Origin of the sequence: Acinetobacter sp. BEC1-S18-ESBL-01 (assembly GCF_014169935.1) — a bacterium.
In the GTDB taxonomy this organism is placed as follows: domain Bacteria; phylum Pseudomonadota; class Gammaproteobacteria; order Pseudomonadales; family Moraxellaceae; genus Acinetobacter; species Acinetobacter pittii.
On the sequence record NZ_AP022302.1, the window covers coordinates 2,166,624 to 2,186,847 of the forward strand.

General features: G+C 39.2%; 21 protein-coding genes. 9 read left to right on the forward strand and 12 right to left on the reverse strand.

The window, feature by feature from the left end; genetic code table 11:
- Positions 1-4: 4 nt before the first annotated feature.
- From H7R46_RS10175 to H7R46_RS10190, 4 genes are all read left to right on the forward strand, one after another.
- Positions 5-844, forward strand: coding sequence for an RNA methyltransferase (locus tag H7R46_RS10175; RefSeq protein ID WP_005069717.1), 840 nt, complete (start codon positions 5-7; stop codon positions 842-844).
- Positions 837-1,649 (forward strand): serine O-acetyltransferase, encoded by an 813-nt coding sequence (gene cysE / locus H7R46_RS10180; RefSeq protein WP_005069719.1) that lies wholly within the window; start codon positions 837-839, stop codon positions 1,647-1,649. Before H7R46_RS10175 ends, cysE begins: the two co-directional genes overlap by 8 nt.
- Before the next feature lie 105 nt (positions 1,650-1,754).
- Positions 1,755-2,693: an ABUW_2363 family tetratricopeptide repeat lipoprotein gene (locus H7R46_RS10185; protein WP_182924199.1), complete on the forward strand. Its 939-nt coding sequence runs from the start codon at positions 1,755-1,757 to the stop codon at positions 2,691-2,693.
- 116 nt (positions 2,694-2,809) lie between these two features.
- Positions 2,810-4,816: an esterase/lipase family protein gene (locus tag H7R46_RS10190; RefSeq protein ID WP_031945300.1), complete on the forward strand. Its 2,007-nt coding sequence runs from the start codon at positions 2,810-2,812 to the stop codon at positions 4,814-4,816.
- A 53-nt stretch (positions 4,817-4,869) separates the two neighbouring features.
- Here H7R46_RS10190 and ahpF read toward each other — a convergent pair whose 3' ends face one another.
- The 3 genes from ahpF to H7R46_RS10205 form a co-directional block, all read right to left on the reverse strand.
- Complete coding sequence (gene ahpF / locus H7R46_RS10195) at positions 4,870-6,435, reverse strand: alkyl hydroperoxide reductase subunit F (protein ID WP_005069727.1); 1,566 nt, start codon at positions 6,433-6,435, stop codon at positions 4,870-4,872.
- A gap of 175 nt (positions 6,436-6,610) precedes the next feature.
- Positions 6,611-7,132 (reverse strand): chromate transporter, encoded by a 522-nt coding sequence (locus tag H7R46_RS10200; protein ID WP_000501457.1) that lies wholly within the window; start codon positions 7,130-7,132, stop codon positions 6,611-6,613.
- The gene (locus tag H7R46_RS10205) at positions 7,132-7,692 is read right to left on the reverse strand and encodes a chromate transporter (RefSeq protein ID WP_005069729.1); all 561 of its coding nucleotides are present in this window, start codon (positions 7,690-7,692) and stop codon (positions 7,132-7,134) included. The genes H7R46_RS10200 and H7R46_RS10205 overlap by 1 nt, the downstream gene beginning before the upstream one ends.
- Before the next feature lie 101 nt (positions 7,693-7,793).
- On the opposite strand from H7R46_RS10205, the gene H7R46_RS10210 reads away from it, so the two are divergent.
- Positions 7,794-8,711: a LysR family transcriptional regulator gene (locus H7R46_RS10210; RefSeq protein ID WP_005069732.1), complete on the forward strand. Its 918-nt coding sequence runs from the start codon at positions 7,794-7,796 to the stop codon at positions 8,709-8,711.
- A gap of 40 nt (positions 8,712-8,751) precedes the next feature.
- Here H7R46_RS10210 and arsH read toward each other — a convergent pair whose 3' ends face one another.
- From arsH to H7R46_RS10230, 4 genes are read right to left on the reverse strand one after another with little or no spacing between them, the layout of a single operon-like run.
- Entirely contained in the window at positions 8,752-9,465 is a 714-nt protein-coding gene (arsH, locus tag H7R46_RS10215) for an arsenical resistance protein ArsH (protein WP_005069734.1), read from the reverse strand.
- Entirely contained in the window at positions 9,452-10,498 is a 1,047-nt protein-coding gene (gene arsB / locus H7R46_RS10220; RefSeq protein ID WP_005069736.1) for an ACR3 family arsenite efflux transporter, read from the reverse strand. Before arsB ends, arsH begins: the two co-directional genes overlap by 14 nt.
- 10 nt (positions 10,499-10,508) lie before the next feature.
- Positions 10,509-10,982 carry an arsenate reductase ArsC gene (locus H7R46_RS10225; protein WP_005069738.1) on the reverse strand — a complete coding sequence of 158 codons (474 nt, stop codon included), beginning with the start codon at positions 10,980-10,982 and terminating at the stop codon, positions 10,509-10,511.
- A gap of 4 nt (positions 10,983-10,986) precedes the next feature.
- The gene (locus H7R46_RS10230; protein WP_005069740.1) at positions 10,987-11,316 is read right to left on the reverse strand and encodes a metalloregulator ArsR/SmtB family transcription factor; all 330 of its coding nucleotides are present in this window, start codon (positions 11,314-11,316) and stop codon (positions 10,987-10,989) included.
- Positions 11,317-11,402: 86 nt separating this feature from the next.
- On the opposite strand from H7R46_RS10230, the gene arsC reads away from it, so the two are divergent.
- The gene (gene arsC, locus H7R46_RS10235) at positions 11,403-11,831 is read left to right on the forward strand and encodes an arsenate reductase (glutaredoxin) (protein WP_005069742.1); all 429 of its coding nucleotides are present in this window, start codon (positions 11,403-11,405) and stop codon (positions 11,829-11,831) included.
- A 69-nt stretch (positions 11,832-11,900) separates the two neighbouring features.
- Here the strand turns inward: arsC and H7R46_RS10240 are convergent, their stop codons facing one another.
- The 3 genes from H7R46_RS10240 to H7R46_RS10250 form a co-directional block, all read right to left on the reverse strand.
- Entirely contained in the window at positions 11,901-12,062 is a 162-nt protein-coding gene (locus H7R46_RS10240) for a DUF1427 family protein (protein WP_000784879.1), read from the reverse strand.
- Positions 12,063-12,118: 56 nt separating this feature from the next.
- On the reverse strand, positions 12,119-13,993 hold the full coding sequence (locus tag H7R46_RS10245) for an amidohydrolase (RefSeq protein ID WP_005069744.1): 1,875 nt from the start codon (positions 13,991-13,993) through the stop codon (positions 12,119-12,121).
- Positions 13,994-14,102: 109 nt separating this feature from the next.
- On the reverse strand, positions 14,103-14,789 hold the full coding sequence (locus tag H7R46_RS10250; RefSeq protein WP_001043290.1) for a hydrolase: 687 nt from the start codon (positions 14,787-14,789) through the stop codon (positions 14,103-14,105).
- A gap of 197 nt (positions 14,790-14,986) precedes the next feature.
- On the opposite strand from H7R46_RS10250, the gene H7R46_RS10255 reads away from it, so the two are divergent.
- On the forward strand, positions 14,987-15,877 hold the full coding sequence (locus H7R46_RS10255; protein ID WP_005069746.1) for a LysR family transcriptional regulator: 891 nt from the start codon (positions 14,987-14,989) through the stop codon (positions 15,875-15,877).
- Positions 15,878-15,926: 49 nt separating this feature from the next.
- Here H7R46_RS10255 and H7R46_RS10260 read toward each other — a convergent pair whose 3' ends face one another.
- The gene (locus H7R46_RS10260; protein ID WP_182924200.1) at positions 15,927-16,667 is read right to left on the reverse strand and encodes a GntR family transcriptional regulator; all 741 of its coding nucleotides are present in this window, start codon (positions 16,665-16,667) and stop codon (positions 15,927-15,929) included.
- A gap of 396 nt (positions 16,668-17,063) precedes the next feature.
- Here H7R46_RS10260 and H7R46_RS10265 point away from each other — a divergent pair, with 396 nt between their 5' ends.
- Positions 17,064-18,533 (forward strand): NCS1 family nucleobase:cation symporter-1, encoded by a 1,470-nt coding sequence (locus H7R46_RS10265; RefSeq protein WP_005069751.1) that lies wholly within the window; start codon positions 17,064-17,066, stop codon positions 18,531-18,533.
- Positions 18,530-19,264 (forward strand): aspartate/glutamate racemase family protein, encoded by a 735-nt coding sequence (locus tag H7R46_RS10270; RefSeq protein WP_005069753.1) that lies wholly within the window; start codon positions 18,530-18,532, stop codon positions 19,262-19,264. Before H7R46_RS10265 ends, H7R46_RS10270 begins: the two co-directional genes overlap by 4 nt.
- Before the next feature lie 70 nt (positions 19,265-19,334).
- On the opposite strand, the gene tauD is transcribed toward H7R46_RS10270, so the two are convergent.
- The gene (gene tauD, locus H7R46_RS10275; protein WP_005069756.1) at positions 19,335-20,216 is read right to left on the reverse strand and encodes a taurine dioxygenase; all 882 of its coding nucleotides are present in this window, start codon (positions 20,214-20,216) and stop codon (positions 19,335-19,337) included.
- Positions 20,217-20,224: the final 8 nt, after the last annotated feature.

Here is a 20,224-nt window from a genome sequence, read left to right on the forward strand (position 1 = left end):
TCTTATGAGTTCGTTTGATCACAACACTGTGTCAAAACAATTAGCACAAGTGCGTATTGTCATGGTAAATACTACGTTGCCAGCTAATATTGGCAGTGCTTTACGTGCCATGAAAACGATGGGGCTAATTAAATTAGTTCTTGTTGCACCAAAAACATATCCCCACCCAGACATACAAGCGCTTGCTGCTGGTGCCCAAGATTTATTTGAACATCTTGAGATTGTCGATACTTTAGAAGATGCTATTAAAGATTGCCATTTAGTATTTGGAACAAGTGCACGTAGCCGTACTATTCCTTGGCCTTTACTTGACGTGCGACCTGCTGCTAAAGAAGCTATTAAGGCCACTACTCAAGGGCAACAGATTGCGATTGTTTTTGGACGCGAAGACCGTGGTTTAACCAACGAAGAATTAGCGCTGGCAAATTATCATTTGACGATTCCTGTCAATCCTGACTATGGCGTATTAAATGTTGCGCAAGCGATTCAAGTTGTATGTTACGAGCTTCGCATGTCTGCTCTAGAACAACAAAACGTGGATCAAGATGCAGATGAAATGCCATTAGTGCAAGGCCAAAGCATGCAATGGGATGAGCCTCTGGTTACTCAGCAACAAATGGAAGAGTTTTATCCTCATCTAGAGAAAATGCTGACTGAAATTGAATTTTTAGATCCAGATAATCCACGTTTATTACCTTTACGCTTGCGTCGTTTATTTGGTCGTATACAATTAGATCGTATGGAATATCATTTACTTCGCGGTATTTTTAGTCGTGTACAAGCCCTAACCAGTGGTAAATGGAAAAAGACATTATCTGACAAGGAGGATCAACCCAATGCTTAAACAGCTGAAAGAAGATATAAAGGCTGTATTTGCGCGAGATCCTGCTGCCCGCAATACTCTCGAAGTTCTCACGACCTATCCTGGCATTCATGCGATCATGATGCATCGTGTTGCTCATGAATTATGGCAAAAAGATTGTAAAGGTGCTGCTCGCCTTCTTTCTTCATTTAGTCGTTTTGCAACTGGAATTGAAATTCATCCTGGCGCTAAAATCGGTAAGCGTTTTTTTATTGATCATGGTATGGGTGTTGTGATTGGTGAAACTGCTGAAATTGGTGATGATGTTACGCTTTATCATGGTGTGACCTTAGGTGGTACAACATGGAAGACTGGCAAACGTCACCCAACTTTAGAAGATGGTGTGGTTGTTGGCGCTGGTGCAAAAATTTTAGGTCCATTTACAGTTGGTAAAGGCGCTAAAGTCGGTTCAAATGCTGTAGTGACTAAAGCAGTCCCTGCTGGTGTGACCGCTGTAGGAAACCCTGCTCGCTATATTTATAAAGATGCCACCGACAAGAATAAAGATGAAGAACGTCGTCGTGATTATGCACAAAGTATTGGCTTTGCCCCATATGCGACAACTGCAGATCAGTCAGACCCTATTTTAGAAGGTATGCGCGTTTTACTTGATCGTATTCAGCACAACGAAACACGTATGAATAATTTATGCCAGCGTTTATCAGAGCTAGATCCTAGCTTCAAAAAAGAAAGTCAGGATGAACAGCCTTTTAGCGATGAAGAACTAAAAATTATTGAAGAAGTTCGTCGTGAATGCGGTGCGCAAGATAAGACATCAAAAACGTAATATTCTTGATTCATACTGTAACACGCTTACCCTTGCATGTCTGTTTAGCTTTTCCTAGACTTACCTGTACCAAATCTGACTTTACTAAAATGAACGGAAGATCCTATGAATTTTAAGCCTTTGGCATATATAATCCTTGCGACCTCAAGTTTAACTGCTTGTACAATGGCACCCGTAAAAGAACAAAAAATTGAGCCTTTTGTTTTCAAGGAACCAGAGCTTACTCCTCCTTTTTATGCGCTAAACCCTTTTAACTATGATCAGCCGCCAGCATTTGAAGTTGCATTAAAAGAAGCTGCTGCACAGCCTGTAACGAAAATGGTGGTTAATCGTCAAGATGACCCAACCAAACAGCTTACTCTTGATGTCAATAAACTGATTGTTCCGACTGTTAATAATTCACAACGTTCAATGAAATACGCAGTTTTAGCTGGTGAAAATGAAATTGACGTGACTACTATTGATGACTTTTTACAATTAGTAGAAGGTAAAGCACGTCACTACCCACCTCGCTTTACCGACCGTCAAGAACGTAAAGGCTTTGAAAGTAAACTCAAAGAAGTTACACAGCAACTTGATACACTTGCTGCAAATCCAAATGCATCTTTTGATATTCTAATTCGTGCTTTTAAAGCAAGTGTTCTTGCACGTAACCTTGATTTAGGTACTATTCATACCACTAAATCTTTAGAATATGCTCAAAGACTTTTAAAAATTAATCCAGATGATGCGGAAACAAATTTCTGGTTCGGTTTTGGTTTATCTGAAGGTGGCGGTCAACGTGAAGCGATTCCATATTTAGACAAAGCCATTAAAGGTAATGTTCAAGAAGCATATTTAGCTGCTGCAAATAACTATATTGCAATGGAGCAAAAGAAAAACGCGATCCAGACGCTAAAGAACTATAAAGTTAAATATCCAGATGAAGCGGAAATTGCTGACTGTTTAATTCAAGAAATTGAAAAACAAGGTCGTTGGAACGTATGGCAAGTTTTAACTAACCCAGCAATGTCAGCAACTACTCCTGCTGCACCTAAAAAATAAGCTTAATTCTATAAAAAAGGGCTGTTTTGACAGTCCTTTTTTATATTTGATCATTTGAAAAATATTTTAAAATTTGTATGATCTACCTACCATTGAGCCACTATATTTTGACCATAATGTTTTCAATAAAAAGAAGCAAAACACTGTTGACGGTCATACTACTCGGTTCAATTCTGAGTGGTTGTCAGGTCGTAAATGTTAAACAGCAAGCTTTGAATGTAACGATTGCAAATGAACGTAATAGTATTCTTACCCAAGATAAACTCAGCGAAGCGAGTCTGAATGTTTTATCAATGTCTGGTCAGGAAGCTAAAGTTTGTACAGATACACCTGAAACCTGTGTAAATCAACTCAAAAATCTTCCTCAAATTTTAGATGAACAGTTCTTATCAGCAGCAAGCGAAATGTATCTCGCAAAAGCAATGGCTTTATCAGATACATCCGACTGTAAAGTAAGTAGATTTACTAAACATAAATCTGAAGAAGAACAAAAGAATATTCTGAATAGATATGATGATTGCTTAGACCAGCAATTGAGTCTATTAGATAAAAGTATTCGCTATAGCTATGCCTATCTATTTTCAACAAAACGTAAGCCTAACGACCGTATTTTTGATAATAGACAAGTTCAAATTCGCGATTTCTATAATCAAGCAATCGCCAAAATGGTCGGTGTTTATGACTTAAGACATCCCAAGAAAAATGTTGTTGAACCACAAATTCATATTGGTAAAAGTATTTATTCAATCGATTTTGAATTTCATAAACAATTAACGGGTCAAAAACTAGAAAAATTAATTTCAAGTTATAACCTGAATTTTTCTGGCTTAAGAACCATTAACCGCCGCGATGGTTTTGGCTCAGAATTTGTGGCTGTTTTTCCGAGTTCAGGAAATGAAGATATTAATGAATATATCCTAGACCCACTTAAATATAATTATAAAAATGGTGTTAATCCAAATATTCATAATGCACGCTACTTAGCTGCGACTATTGTAGCTGAACCCAAACACGCGACCACTGTCGAAGAAATTATTAATAATCCAGAATTCGTGATTCGAGTTTATGACCCATATCGAACAGATAATATTAATGTAGCAGGCAAACAATATCCTCTAGCAGCTAACTTTTCAGCACCTTATGGCCTATGGTTAGCCGAAAACAATTTAGGGGTTGCAGCCTATTTGAGTCTGATTGATCGCGATCAGCATTTAACTATGCCGCATTTATATATGCTTGAACCGTATAATCCGAACAAAAAAATTATCGTGTTGGTACATGGTTTAGCAAGTAGCCCCGAGGCATGGATTGCACTGACCAATGATGTTATGGGCGATACGGTTTTAAGAGACAATTACCAAGTTTGGCAGGTTTTCTATTCGACCAACATGCCAATTTTGGAAAGTCGTTTTCAGATTTATGCACTCTTGAAACAAGCTTTTGGTTCATTAAACCCAAGTGACCCTGCCGCGCATGATGCGGTCCTTGTTGGACATAGTATGGGAGGTATTATCAGCCGTTTACTGGTCAGTGATGGAGATATTACTAAACCTGCCTTAGATTTGATGACGATTCGTCAGCAAAACCGCTTTAAAAAACATCCAATGGTTACTGAACGATTGCAAATGCATTCAATCAATAATTTTGATCGTGCAATTTTCTTGGCTTCTCCTCATCGAGGTACAGATTATGCAGATCGTTGGTTTACCTTGGCAGCACGTAAAATTATTCGTTTACCCGGTGCATTTTTGTCGGCTGTAGCGACTTCACTGACAACTGAAAATTTAGATGTTAAAGATTTCTTGAGTAATATTGATAATGGTTTGATTCAAAATGGACCAAGTGATCTAAGTCATCAATCTAAATTTATGGAGCTGACTAAAAATATTAACCCACACCAAGGATTAGTTTTCCATTCAATAATGGGAAATATTACCAAGAGTGATGATCCTAATGTGATTACCGATGGCATCGTTCCGTACAAAAGTGCTCACTTAGATGGAGCAAAGTCTGAGAAGGTTCTTCCAGGTGGCCATTCAATTCAACTGACACCACAAGCTGTATTAGAGTTACGTCGTATTTTACGAGAGCATTTAGTCGAACACGGTTTATATAAACCATAAAAAGAAAAAGAGCCAAAGGATATCCTTTGGCTCTTTCGTTTTGGACTTAAATTTTACTGCCCAGAACGGATGATGTAATCAAACGCTGAGAGTGATGCTTTAGCACCTTCACCTGTAGCAATAATGATTTGCTTGTAAGGTACAGTCGTACAGTCACCCGCCGCAAATACACCTTGTACATTGGTTTCGTTGCGGTCATTGACAATGATCTCGCCACGGTTGGTTAATTCAACTTCACTGTCTTTCAAGAAGTCAGTGTTTGGCAATAAACCAATCTGTACAAAGATCCCTGCAAGCTCGACTACATGCTCTTCATCAGTCGCACGGTCTTTATATTTAAGACCAGTCACTTGTGAACCATCACCTAACACTTCTGTACTTAAGGCATTCATAATCACCGTTGTGTTTGGCAAGCTATGCAATTTGTTTTGCAACACTTGGTCAGCACGAAGCTTGGTGTCAAACTCAACCAGAGTGACATGCTCAACAATCCCTGCAAGGTCAATTGCTGCTTCAACACCTGAGTTACCACCACCAATCACGGCAACACGTTTGCCTTTGAACAATGGGCCATCACAGTGTGGGCAGTAGGCAACACCACGGGTACGGTATTCTTGCTCACCCGGTACATTCATTTCTCTCCAACGTGCACCTGTAGAAAGGATTACAGTTTTCGATTCAAGTTTTGCACCGTTTTCAAGTTCAACTTCAACCAAGCCATTTGCAGTCTGGTTGGCACCCGTGATTTTGCTGACACGTTGCAGGTTCATGATATCGACATCATATTCACGAACATGGGCTTCCATCTCGGCAGCAAACTTAGGACCTTGCGTCTTTTGCACAGAAGTGAAGTTTTCAATGTCCATGGTGTCCATCACTTGACCACCGAAGCGTTCAGCCACGATACCAGTGTTAATGCCTTTACGTGCAGCATAGATCGCAGCCGTTGCACCCGCAGGACCACCACCAATCACCAACACATCAAATGCATCTTTAGCATTGAGTGCTGCTGCATCTTTTTCAGCTGAGTTAGTGTCGAGTTTCGCTACAATCTCTTCAAGGGTCATACGACCTTGGCCAATGTGTTCGTTGTCTTGGAACACCATTGGCACAGCCATGATTTTGCGTTGTTCCACTTCATCTTGGAAGAATGAACCATCAATCATGGTTGCTGTAGTGTTCGGGTTATAAATGGCAATCAGGTTAAGCGCCTGTACCACATCCGGACAGTTATGACAGCTTAATGATACAAACACATCAAAGTTAGCTTTGAGGTTTAAGCCTTTAATTTGATTTAAAACTTCATCCGACACTTTAGGTGCATAGCCAGACACTTGTAACAGAGCCAAGATCAAAGACGTAAACTCATGACCCATTGGTAAGCCTGCGAAGAATACACGAGGTTGTTCACCTGCTTTAGCCACACCAAAGCTTGGACGACGTGTATTATTACCGTCAAAACGGGCAGTCACCTTGTCAGAAAGCTCAGCAATTTCTGTCACTAATTCTTTAATTTGAGCAGCTTTATCTGATTCATCTAAGGCAGCAACTAATTCGATTGGACTTTCTAGACGTTCTAAGTAAGCTTTTAATTGAGTTTTAATGTTTTGATCTAACATCTGTTTTTACTCCAATGCATCCAAATTCTTTCAATAGATGCATAGTACGTGAAAACACAGAATAGGTAAAACAGTATGTTTTTATATATTTGATCGGTTTTTTAGATTTTATTATTTACTTCATTAAAAAAAACCAACCTGAACTCATCCAGCGCAGGTCGGCAAACTGGTTAAACTAGAGTAAGACCACACCAAATACAGCCCCAGCAATCAAGACATGTAAAGGATGGACCTTTTTAATTAAAGATAATAAAGTTGCAATGACTACCATAATAATGAGTAAAGTATTTATGGCAGCTGCCTCAGAAATAATCCACGCACTGGCAAGTACAGTTCCCACAGTGACAGGTTGTAAAGCAAGCTGTAAAACACGGCGCCATTTCTTATCTTTAAATTTTGACCAGCCTCTCATCACAAATACAGTAATAAGAGACGAAGGTAAAAATTTAGCAGTAGACGTTACAAGTAGACCTGACAACCCTGCTACATGCCATCCCACCAACGGCACGATCATCATGTTCGGACCAGGTGCAGCTTGAGCCATGGCGAACAATGCACTGAATTCTTGTGCCGTCATCCAGTGGTGAATATCAACTACTTGGCGTTGCATTTCAGGCAAAATTGTATTGCCGCCACCAAATGCAATAAGAGACAATTGAGTAAAAATAATCGCTAAAGTAAGTAGAACTGCACCCATTACACACGTCTCCAAATGATAGCTGAATAAAATGCCAACAAAATCAGCATCGTCACTAGTAAAGAGATTTTTAGAAAAGCAATACTGATAATTGCAGCAACAACTACGCAAATCGCTAATGGATTACGTAATAATGGCTTAAGCATTTTCAAACCTGTTGCAACCAGAAGTCCAGCCGCCGCCGCCGCTAAACCTTCGAAAAGATGCTTAACCATTAAATTATCTTGGAACTGCTCATAGACATAATGTAAAAGTACAACAATTATCGTAGGTGCAAGGATCAGACCAATGAGTGAGCTCACTGCCCCACGAACACCACGAAACTCCATGCCAATCGCAACCGATAAATTAATAATATTGCCACCCGGTAAAAATTGACACAGACCAAGTAACTCAGTGAATTTTTCAGGGCTTAACCAATGCCTTTGCTCTACAATAACTTTACGGGCTAAAGGCAGCACGCCACCGAATCCAATTAAACCTAATGTTAAAAAACCTAAAAATAACTCTGTGCAGGTCGGGACACTCTCCTTCTGCACGGCAATCTCAACATGGTTCATTTTCGTTACTTTTCACTTTATCTGACCAAAATAGAATGATACTTTTGTGATATATCTACAAATGCTTTTATTTTCATCAACCATACCATAAAGGTATTTCTATGCTCGATTTACATAAGCTCCATGCCTTTGTTGTAGTAGTTGAAGAAAGGAATATTACGCATGCCGCAAACCGATTGTTTATTCAACAGCCGCCTCTAACGCGTTTACTTAAAAAACTCGAAGAAGAACTTGGTACACAATTACTTATTCGCCAGCCTCGAGGAATTGAACCAACTGAGGCTGGTTTAGCTTTATTTAAAGAAGCACAACTTTTATTAGAACATGCCAGACATATTCCAAAATTAGTCCAAGATGTTAGCCAAGGTAAAACTGGACAACTCAATATTGGTTTTACAAGTTCCGCAGGTTTGCATCCGCTTATTTCACTAGTATTGCGCTCATATCGAGAAATATATCCAAACGTACAAACCAAACTTGAAGAAGCAGGCAGCCAAAAACAATTAGATCGATTAATCTCCGAGAAACTTGATATTGCTTTTTTAAGAGCACCGATCAGCCGTGATATTGGGTTAAAACATCACCATATATTAGATGAGCCAATGATGGTGGCATTGCCTATAGGCCATCCACTTACACAAAAAGAAAAAATTAGTTCAAATGACTTATCAAATGAAAATTTTGTTTTATACCGTCGTTCTTCAGGACAAGGTTTATATGACAATATTTTATATAGTTGCTACCAAGCAGGTTTTAGTCCACGCATTATTCAAGAAGCGCCTAGACCTACCGCTACATTAAATTTAGTCGCTGCTGGAATTGGTATAACGATTGTGCCGGCCTCAATGCATAATTTTTGGGAACATGAAATTGTATATCGGGAGTTTGATGATTCAATGAAACTAAATGCGCCTCTTTACCTGATTACTCGGGAAAATGAGAGTTCTGCCAAAGTTTCAAACTTTATTGAACTATTGCAAAAACTTTTACCCAATGGCCTGAGTGTAAAAGCAAAGTAATAAAAAGTGCCCCGAATGGAGCACTTTTTTATGAAACTGTTTATTTTTGATTTACTCGTTTTGACAGCTCTTCTGCCGATTCTTTGCGCTCAGAATAGCGATCTGTCAGGTATTGTTTTTGCCCACGTGTTAATAAAGTGAACTTATACAACTCCTCCATTACATCAACGATTCGGTCATAGTAAGAGGATGGTTTCATACTGCCATCTTCTTCAAACTCTAAAAAAGCTTTAGCAACCGAAGACTGATTTGGGATGGTAATCATGCGCATCCAACGCCCTAAAATACGCATTTGATTGACCGCATTAAATGACTGCGAACCACCACTAACTTGCATGACTGCTAAGGTTTTACCTTGAGTTGCACGGATTGCTCCGGCTGCCAAAGGAATCCAGTCAATCTGGGCTTTTAAAATTGAACTCATTGCACCATGACGTTCAGGTGAGCACCAGACCATACCTTCTGCCCAAGCCAAAAGCGCATGTAATTCTTGAACTTTCGGATGATCAGTTCCTGCATCCTCGGGTAAAGGTAAACCTTTAGGATGAAAGATTTTGACTTCAGCACCTAAGTATTCAAGGATTCGACCAGCAGTCAGCACAGCAAAACGACTATAAGAACGTTCTCGATTAGAACCATATAGCAATAAAATGCGAGGTGGATGCTCAAGCTGCTGTGCTTGCACTTGCTCAAATGTAGGCTTATCAAGAAGATCTAATGCTACATTTGATAAATCATTATTAAGACTGTTCATCTGAGAAATACTTTTTCTTTAACCAAAGAGAAACGGTAACGAGTGAAATTAAAACGGGAACTTCAACCAATGGTCCAATCACTGTGGTAAATGCCACAGGTGATGCCAAACCAAATGTTGCAATGGCAACCGCTAAAGCTAACTCAAAATTGTTACCAGCCGCAGTAAACGAAATAGCAGTGGTACGTGGATAGTTATTCCCCATACGTTTACTCATAAAGAAGCTAATGAAGAACATCACCACAAAGTAAATCGTCAGTGGGATTGCAATACGTAATACATCTAAAGGTAAGCTCACTACATCACCACCTTTTAGGCTAAACATCGCCACGATGGTAAAAAGTAAAGCAATTAAACTAATCGGACTAATTTTTGGTAAAAATTTAGTTTGATACCATTCCAAACCTTTCGACTTGACTAAAATCAAACGCGTCAAGAACCCCATCAAAAATGGAATACCCAAGTACACCAAAACCGCATGTGTAATAGTCCAGAAATTCACATCAATGACTTGCCCTGCCACACCAAAATAAGGCGGCAAAAAGGTTAAGAATAACCATGCATAGGTACTGAAAAATAAGATTTGGAAAATACTGTTAAATGCAACCAACGCTGCAACATATTGGTTATCACCACAAGCAAGACCATTCCAAACTAAAACCATTGCAATACAACGTGCCAAACCAATTAAAATAAGACCAGTCATATACTCTGGATAACTATGTAAGAAAATAATCGCAAGGATAAACATTAATACTGGAGCAATTAACCAGTTTTGAACCAATGACAAAGTTAAAGTTTTCTTATCTTTAAATACTTCTGGTAACGTAGCGTAGTCAACCTTTGCTAAAGGTGGATACATCATCAAAATTAAGCCGATTGCGATTGGGATATTAACGTTATCCACACTCATCTGGTTCAAAGAAACCGAAGCCTGAGGAAAGAAAACTCCAATAGCCAAGCCTAAGGCCATGGCTATAAAAATCCATAGCGTCAGATTTCGGTCTAAAAAGGAAAGCTTTTGCTTAGTCATGTCTGCTCTCTTACTCAATATGAGAGATTTCATTAATCTCAGCAATTAAATGTGAACGGTTTAGATTCGCAACATCAAGTGCAAACAATGCATCTAAACGACGATTAATATGAGCTAAGGTCTCTTGGAATGCTTTAAGCTTTTCTTCTTTCTGCAAATCTAAGTGAGATGGGTCACTTAAACCCCAGTGTGCTTTGATCGCACCACCTAAATATAATGGGCATGCTTCTTGTGCAGCGGAGTCACAGACTGTAATAACAACATCTGGTTGATATTGTTCACAGTCATCAATAGTTTTACTCCATAATCCATCTGTGGAAAGGCCTAAATTTTCAAGTGTTTCAATCGTTAATGGATGTACTTGTCCTGATGGTTTACTACCAGCGCTATAAGCTTTCCAACCTTCTGGTGCACGGCTGTTAAATAAAACTTCTGACAAAATGCTACGGCAACTGTTTCCAGTGCATAAAAATAAAAATTTCATGGCCTCACTCACAATAGGTAGAAATAGAAGAAAACTGAGAAGATTGGTGTTTCATCGAATCTTCATCTTGCACGCCTATAATTTTTAAAACGTCGACAGCCCACTCAGGTAAATTGGGATTCAAACTGTAATAAACCCATTGTCCCTGTCGTGCATCAAGTAAGATGCCATGTGTGCGTAGCAATGCTAAATGTCTTGAAATTTTCGGCTGGCTTAAATCAAGCTGTTCGGTCAAATCACAAACACAAATTTTTTGTTGATTTAACACAAGTTTTAGAATGTTTAGTCGTGTTGAATCGGATAGACATTTAAAAAAATCAACTTGGTTGACCATGTCAGCTCCTCATTTAATATCTGTTATTGCAAATATACGCATATCCATATATAAATACAATATCTTAATTTGATAATAAATTTACCATGACTGAGCTAGTAAAGATTTACCATAACCCTGCTTGCGGAACCTCACGCAATACATTAGCGCTTATTCGTCATGCAGGAATTGAACCTATCGTTATTGAATATTTGCAAACACCACCAAGTAAAGATGAATTGATTCAACTCATTAAGGATTCAAACCTAACTGTACGTGAAGCAATTCGTAAAAATGTTGATCCCTATAAAGATTTAGAGATAGAACAAGATCATTGGACCGATGAACAGTTAATTGATTTTATGATTCAGTACCCAATTTTAATTAATCGCCCATTTGTGGTTACACCAAAAGGCACGCGACTTTGCCGCCCTTCTGAGATTGTATTGGATATTTTAGATACACAAAACTTAAGCTATTTTGCAAAAGAAGATGGCGAAGTAATCATTGATGAACAAGGTCACCGTATAAAGTAATTGAAGATATTTATTAATATAAAAAGCTAAATGGCATGGCACCATTTAGCTTTTTCTGAATGAAACGGATTAAAAATAGGATTTAATAAAAGGAAGCAGTTGCTCTCCTATTACCATGCCTAATAAACCGACTAATGCAACAAGAGGTGGAGCTGGTGACTTAACATTTAAAACATAATATAAGACACCAACAAGCAACCCTACAGCCAAAGATAACAAGTACATTTTCATCGTACATACCTTAGAGAATCAAGCCATTTAATCAGCAGGTTCCCATACTGTTTTATTTAAAATGCAAAACACGAGCACCCAAGTGCGCCCCAGAAAGATTTTTTGTCCTTATCATTTACAGGAACATCAAGCATCCATGAGTGGCTATGTCCATGCATGCCACAACTGCTAGCACATTCACACAATGCACTTTGTGACTGTAATGATTGATTCGAAGGTGCATTACGATTTTCGGATAAACGCCACTGACCACCGAAGCGCTTTACCGGCGACCATGTTGGAGATGCTGGCGGTAACGGCGGATCGTCTTGCTTAAACTCTGCCCCTGCGTACACCACTTTGCCGCCTAAAACAGTGAGTACAGACTCAATCCACTGGATATCTTCTGCTTCAACTTTGAAGTAGTCATCTGACAACACAACTAAGTCGGCAAGTTCCCCTGCTGTTAGTGAACCTTTGACATCTTTTTCACCAGAGAACCAAGCTGAACCTTTAGTCCAAAGTTTAAGAGCTGTTTGACGGTCTAATAGATTTTTTTCATCATAGAGAGGTAAACCACCGGCTGTTTTACCCGTACTTAGCCAGTATAAACACACCCAAGGGTTATAGGATGCAACACGAGTCGCATCCGTTCCCGCACCCACAGGAACACCGAGTTCTAACATTTTCTTAACTGGTGGTGTTGCTTGAGCAGCCTCAGCACCATAGCGTTTTACGAAAATCTCACCTTGATATGCCATACGGTGTTGAATGGCGATACCACCACCCAACGCACCAATACGTTCGATATTACGCTCAGATACGGTTTCGGCATGGTCAATAATAAATCGAGTTGCAAATGGCTGTTTTGAATTTACTTTCTCAAATACATTCAGCAAACGATTAATACTTTCATCATAGGTTGCATGAATACGGAATGGCCATTTCTTTTCAGCCAAGTGCTCTACAATAGCTTCTAGTTCACCTTCCATTTTTTCTGGTAAATCTGGACGTGGTTCATAGAAATCTTCAAAGTCACCCGCTGACCACGTCAGGTTCTCACCTGCTCCATTCATTCTAAATAGCTCATCACCATCACCCGGAAATGTCATTTCTGTCCAGCGACGATAATCATCAAGCTCTTGGCCTGCCTTCTGAGCAAATAGGTTATAAGCAATACGTATGGTCATTTGATTTTGATCGTGCAATTGCTTAATCACATCATAATCTTCAGGATAGTTTTGCCCGCCGCCCCCTGCATCAATTGCTGAAGTAATGCCTAATCGGTTCAGTTCACGCATGAAATGACGAGTTGAATTGACTTGATCTTCAACTGGCAATTTCGGTGCTTTCCCTAAGGTCGAATATAAAATCATAGCCGATGGCGTAGCGAGCAACAGTCCTGTTGGCTCACCTTTTTCATTTCGTACAATCTTGCCGCCAGGTGGGTCAGGTGTATCTTTGTTAAAGCCTAATACATCAAGGGCAGCTCTGTTCAACATGGCACTAGCGTATAGATGTAAAACAAATACTGGAGTATCTGGTGCAGCTTTATTAATTTCTTCTAAAGTCGGTAAACGCTTTTCGGCAAACTGGAACTCGGTCCAACCACCTACGACACGGACCCATTGTGGAGCTGGCGTATTGTCTGCTTGTTCTTTGAGTAAGCGTAACGCATCGACAACGGATGGCACACCTTCCCAGCGCAGTTCCATATTGTAATTTAAGCCACCACGAATAATATGTAGATGACTGTCATTTAGGCCCGGAATAACGCGACGGCCATTTAAGTCTACGACTTTGCTTGTAGGTGTTGCGAGCTTCATAACCTCATCATTTGTACCCGTACGTACGACTTTACCGTCTGCAATCGCAATTGCTTGTACTTCGGGATTCTGAGTATCTAGTGTTGTGATTTTACCGTTTATGAGTATGAGGTTTATTTCGGTCATTCTGAACTCCATTCTTGTGAATTATCGTTCTAAAAAATAAAGGCATATCTGTATTAATATCACTTAAATATTGAATACTAGACATGCCTTTACCTAAATCAGTACTGTTTTATTTTGCAGGAACTGGTGCAAGTACTTCGTGTTTTGATGTTGTACGTTCAGGCGCCTTATGTACCATCGTATAAGCATAATCAACACCCATACCATAAGCACCAGAATGCTCGCGTACAATTGCCATAACTGCATCATACGTATCACGGTGTGCCCAATCACGCTGCCACTCAAGTAATACTTGTTGCCAAGTTACCGGAACAACACCCGCTTGAATCATACGTTGCATAGCATAGTCATGTGCCTCTTTCGATGTACCACCTGAAGCATCCGCGACCATATAAATCTCATAATCCCCTTCAAGCATCGCACCAAAAGCAAAGGTGTTGTTGCACACTTCAGTCCACAAACCTGAAACAATCACTTTTTTGCGATTATTTTTTGCAAGCGAATCACGTACTTTTTGGTCATCCCACGAATTCATTGAAGTACGTTCTAGTAATGGAGCATCTGGAAATACATCTAAAAGTTCTGGATAGGTATGACCAGAGAAGCTTTCAGTTTCAACCGTTGTAATGGTGACAGGAATATTGAATGTTTTAGCTGCTTTTGCTAATCCTACAGTATTATTCTTTAATACTTGGCGATCTATTGACTGTACCCCAAAAGCCATTTGTGGCTGATGATCAATAAAAATAACCTGACAATTGGTTGGTGATAGTTGTTCTAAAAGTGATTTATTCATGGGTAAACTCCATTATTCCTTATGAGTAATGCATCAAAATTGCTTACTGGTTATTATGAAAACAGATAAAAATGTAAAAGCATAGACAGCAAATCAGCACTAATCTGTATTCTGTACGAATACAATCAAAACAATGATTGCTTTTTAATTTTTATAGTTTAATCATTGATATATATTTTTTTACCTTTCGCTTATCCATGGATCGATTAGACTGTATTTCCACTTTTGTAAGTGTTGTAGAACATGGGAATTTTAGTAGCGCAGCCAGAGCACTCGATATTTCTCGCGACTTAGTTGCCAAACGTGTTTGCTACCTCGAAAACGACCTCAGAACCACACTTTTAACTCGAACAACAAGACAGATGAACCTAACCTCTTGTGGGGAAAAGTTTTATCAACATAGCAAAGTCATTTTAAGTGAGTTCGAATGGGCTGCGTACGAAATTAGCTACAATCAGCAGTACCCTGAAGGCGAACTCAAGCTCAATACACCAATGTCTTTTAGCAACATTTTTCTTCAACATATCATTTCGGACTTTATTGAGAAATATCCCAGCATAAAAATTGATTTATTCATGACTGATCAGCTATTGGACATGAATAATAATAAATTTGATTTAACCATTCGTGTAGATGGCTCTCCTCCAAACTTAGCAAATAGTAAAATATTAAATACCTATCAACGATATTTATATGCAACCCCTGAGTATTTTAATCAGCATGGATTACCAAATTCATTAGAAGAACTTAAAGAACACAAGTTTCTAATTTACTATCAAGATAGCCGACATAAGAAATTGATTTTCCAAAAAGATCAAAAAGAAGTGTCCTTTAATTGCTTCCCTGTGATGACCTGTAATAATGGTGAATTATTATTAGATATGTGTTTGAAAGACCACGGCATTGTTTTTCTTCCAGAGTTTATTGCGGAGCCTTACTACAAAGAAGGTAAATTACAGAAATGTTTGGAAGACTACACCAGTCAGCCGCTTCACCTATATGTCACATGGCCAAACCGTAAGATTTTATCGAAGAAGGTAAAACTATTTATTGATTTTTTAACACGTCAAATCGTTCCTATAAAATAATCTATCCGGGCCTTTTCCAGAAGAATTGGCCCATTATTTTTTAGTTAGTTTACGGCGTTTCTATCTTCTTATTTTTAAATAAATTTAAAAAATTTTGATCTGCAGACACTGTACTGTTTTCTTCAATAAATGTGGTTGCGTAGTGTTCTAAATGCTCTTCCATCAATTGAGTTGCGCGCTTTTCATCGCCTTGTTCAATGGCATCTAAAATTGCACGGTGTTCATCTGCCGAACAATTATTATGTTTTGGAATTTCATACAATCCAATTAATAACGAAGTCCTCGCAATAAGCGTCTGCAAATAACTGGACATGATCGAATTTTGATTAGCTTCAATCAGCTTTAAATGAAATTGACCTGATAGCTTAATCCACTCAGCCCAATTTCCAGCTAAACGCTCTTTAGACTCTTGATCGACCAAGCCTCGAAGCTCACTAAAATCTAAGCTATGTGACTTTTGAGCGAGCTTTTTTACAGTGGCAATTTCAAGCATGCTGCGTGCTTCAAAAACCTCTTTTGTTTCATGAGCACTATGTTTTGCGATGAGTGCCCCACGATTGGGCTGAATTTCAATAACCTTATCATGGGCAAGTTTGACGAAAACACGTCTTAACACTCCTCGCGTTACCCCAAATGCTTCACACAAAGGTGCTTCAACTAAACGTGCGCCAGGGGCAAGTTGTCGATTTAAAATAGCATCTACAATAGCGTTATATATATGGTCATCAATTTCATCATTGCTCATTTCTACGGCTTTTTTTGGTGCATTCAATGGCATTGATTTCTCCATTTTTATTAATGCCTCCTCTTTTTAAAACTTTATCTAATGACAATAGGGTAAGTTTAACTTAAGCGTTTTGGAATATTGCTCTCATTCCCACAGCAACTATGTGCTGCTGAACAATTCAACAATAAACCTTAAAATATCCACTTATACATCTAAATTTACTTACTTTTTATAAAAAATTAAGCATTTCTCATTTTATAAATCTGTCTCTGCATATCCAAAATCCATACCAGTTTAAATGACTCATAAGCGCTACTTCTTAAATTTGGCATAACTTTTGCTCAATTAAGATTGTGCACAATTTAAATATCACATTGTACACAATTTTAATTTCATTCTTTTAGACAGAAAAACAATGCTGCTGAAAGTGCCTCCATCTTAAGGAAGTGAGTGTTCAAGATGAATAATACCGAAGCAATAATTAAATCTTCTTATGATGCAAAACTGACAAATCAAGACTTGGCTCCTTTAAAAAAGCAAACATGGGGCGCTTATAATATTTTTGCCTTCTGGATGTCTGATGTTCATAGTGTCGGCGGTTATGTCATGGCTGGGAGCCTTTTTGCACTCGGGCTGAACAGCTGGCAGGTACTTTTATCTTTACTCATCGGCATTGCCATAGTTCAGTTTTTTACAAACCTCATTGCCAAGTCTAGCCAACAAACTGGCACCCCCTATCCTGTTATTTGTCGTGCCACTTTCGGTGTGCTTGGTGCCAATATTCCTGCCGTTATTCGTGGTCTTATTGCTGTCGCATGGTATGGCATTCAAACCTATTTGGCCTCAAGTGCATTTTTATTGGTTATTTTAAAGTTCTTTCCAGAATGGTCACCCTATGCTGATGTTTCAAATTACGGCTTTCTTGGGCTTTCCTATTTAGGATGGGTTGGCTTTATGCTGCTTTGGTTACTGCAAGCGATTGTTTTTTGGTCTGGCATGGACAGCATTCGTAAATTTATTGACTGGGCAGGTCCGGCTGTCTACGTTGTGATGTTTGCGATGGCAGTCTGGCTCATATGGAAAGCTGGATGGCAGAATATTGATTTAAAATTGAGCGGTGTTCAATACGACGGTTTTGCGGTTGTACCAGTCATGATTGGTGCTATTGCGCTTGTTGTTTCATATTTTTCAGGTCCTATGCTGAATTTTGGTGACTTCTCTCGTTATGGCAAAAGTTTTAATGCCATTAAAATGGGTAACTTTCTTGGACTACCGATTAACTTCTTAGGCTTTTCTTTACTTACTGTGGTGTGTATTGCAGCAACACTTCCAGTGTACGGTAAGCTCATTACAGACCCTGTCGAGATGGTTGGCAAACTTGATAACACCTTTGTGGTGATTTTAGGTAGCTTGACCTTAATGATTGCCACCATCGGGATTAATATTGTCGCTAACTTTGTTTCACCTGCCTTTGATTTTTCTAATGTTTCACCGAGCAAAATTAGTTGGCGCATGGGTGGAATGATTGCAGCAGTAGGTTCAATTTTCATTACCCCATGGAATTTATTTAATAACCCTCAAGTGATCCATTACACCATTGATATTTTAGGCGCATTTATCGGTCCACTTTTTGGTGTATTGCTCGCCGATTTTTACCTCGTTAAAAAACAAAAAATCGAAGTGGATGATCTATATACCTTAGATACTAAAGGTTTGTATTGGTACAAAAATGGTTATAACCACTCTGCCTTTTATGCCTTAATTCCTGCTTCATTAATTCCTATTCTCTGCGTACTTTTACCGCAACTTTCTGGGCTGGCTAATTTCACATGGTTTATTGGGATGGGATTCGGTTTTGTCATTTACCGATTTCTTAACCAACCGCTTGCCCATGCTAAATCGGCAATGACTAAGGTAAAAGTACAATGAAAATTAACATTATTAATCCTAATACCACTCAAAGCATGACTGAAAAAATTGCTGCATCAGCAAATATAGTCGCAGGTTCTGGTACTCAAATTATTGCGGTGAGTCCTCAAATGGGCCCTGCAACGATTGAAAGTTATTATGATGAAGCACTAAGTGCCGTAGGTGTGTTAGAGGAAATTCGCCAAGGTGAACAGCAAAATGTAGATGCCTATATCATTGCCTGTTTTGGTGATCCTGCGCTTTATGCCGCCCGTGAAATCACTTCGGCACCTGTGATTGGGATTGCCGAAGCAGCTATGCGAACTGCAAGTTATGTCAGTACCGGTTTTAGTGTGGTGACAACCTTACAACGCACAGTGAATATGAGCTGGCATCTGGCTCAACGCTATGGGGCTACGCCATTTTGCAAAAATGTTCGAGCTTGTGACATTGCCGTTGAAAAATTGGAGCTTCCTGACTCAGATGCTTATCGAACCATACGAGATGAATGCAAAAAAGCACTCGCTGAAGATAAAAGCGATGCGATTGTTTTAGGGTGTGCAGGTATGAGTGATTTGTGTCTAAAGCTACAAAACGAGTTAGGCGTAATCGTTATTGACGGCGTTGCTGCAGCCGTTAAACAAGCTGAAATGCTAGTTCAATTAAATTTAAAAACCAGCAAAGTCGGTGATTGGGCCCCACCTCCTGTAAAAAACTACGCAGGTATATTGTCGGGTTTTGGAACACAATAGAGATAACTTACTGTTTCAATTCCAACTCAAAACGCTACGTTGGAATTGAAACAAAGAATAATTAAAGGAATTAAGCCTCTGCTAACTCTGGCTGTTGTTCTTCTTTATAAAATGGCACATCGCCATTAATAGTTGCACGGTGCATAATTCGATGGGCATCGCCATAATCAAATAATGCTTTATGTTGTGTGCAACGGTTATCCCAAATCGCGACGTCACCGTCTTGCCATTTCCAGCGTAAATGAAACTGCTCTTGGGTCGCATGCTCAAACAAGAAATTAAGTAATTGCTCACTTTCTTGTTCAGGTAACTCATTAATGCGAGTGGTAAAGCCCTCACTTACAAACAACAAAGGCTCGCCTGTGACCGGATGGGTACGCACCACTGGATGAACCACTGGAGGATTACGCTTAAAGGTTTGCAACAGCTTTTCACGCTCTTCTTCGTTATGGGCAAAACGTTCAAGTGGAAAAGACTTACGAATATCGTGGGTTGCAGTTAAGCCACGTAGTTTTTGCTGTAACTCAAGCGGCAGTCCTTTAAAAGCTGCTGTGTTGCTCGACCATAATGTATCGCCTCCTACAGGTGGAATTTTAATGGCTTGCAATACACAACCTAAAGGCGGGGTTTTACTAAAAGTCACGTCTGTGTGCCAAAGTTCATTGTCACGTAAGTCTTGTTTCCAACTGTCGAGTACCATCACTTCTGGTACATCCTCAATTGACGGATAAATCGGATGCACATGTAAGCTACCAAAACTGCGTGCCAAGTCTGCTTGTGCTTGCGGCGCTAATTGTTGCTTTCGAAAAAAAATAACCTGATGATCAAGCAAAGCCTGCTGGATTTGTAGCGTTGTCTGTTCATTTAACGCATTCAAATCAATATCGTGAATAATTGCGCCAATGGTAGGCTTGATCACTTCAATATTTAAGTTTGCTACTTCTGTATTCATCTTCTTTA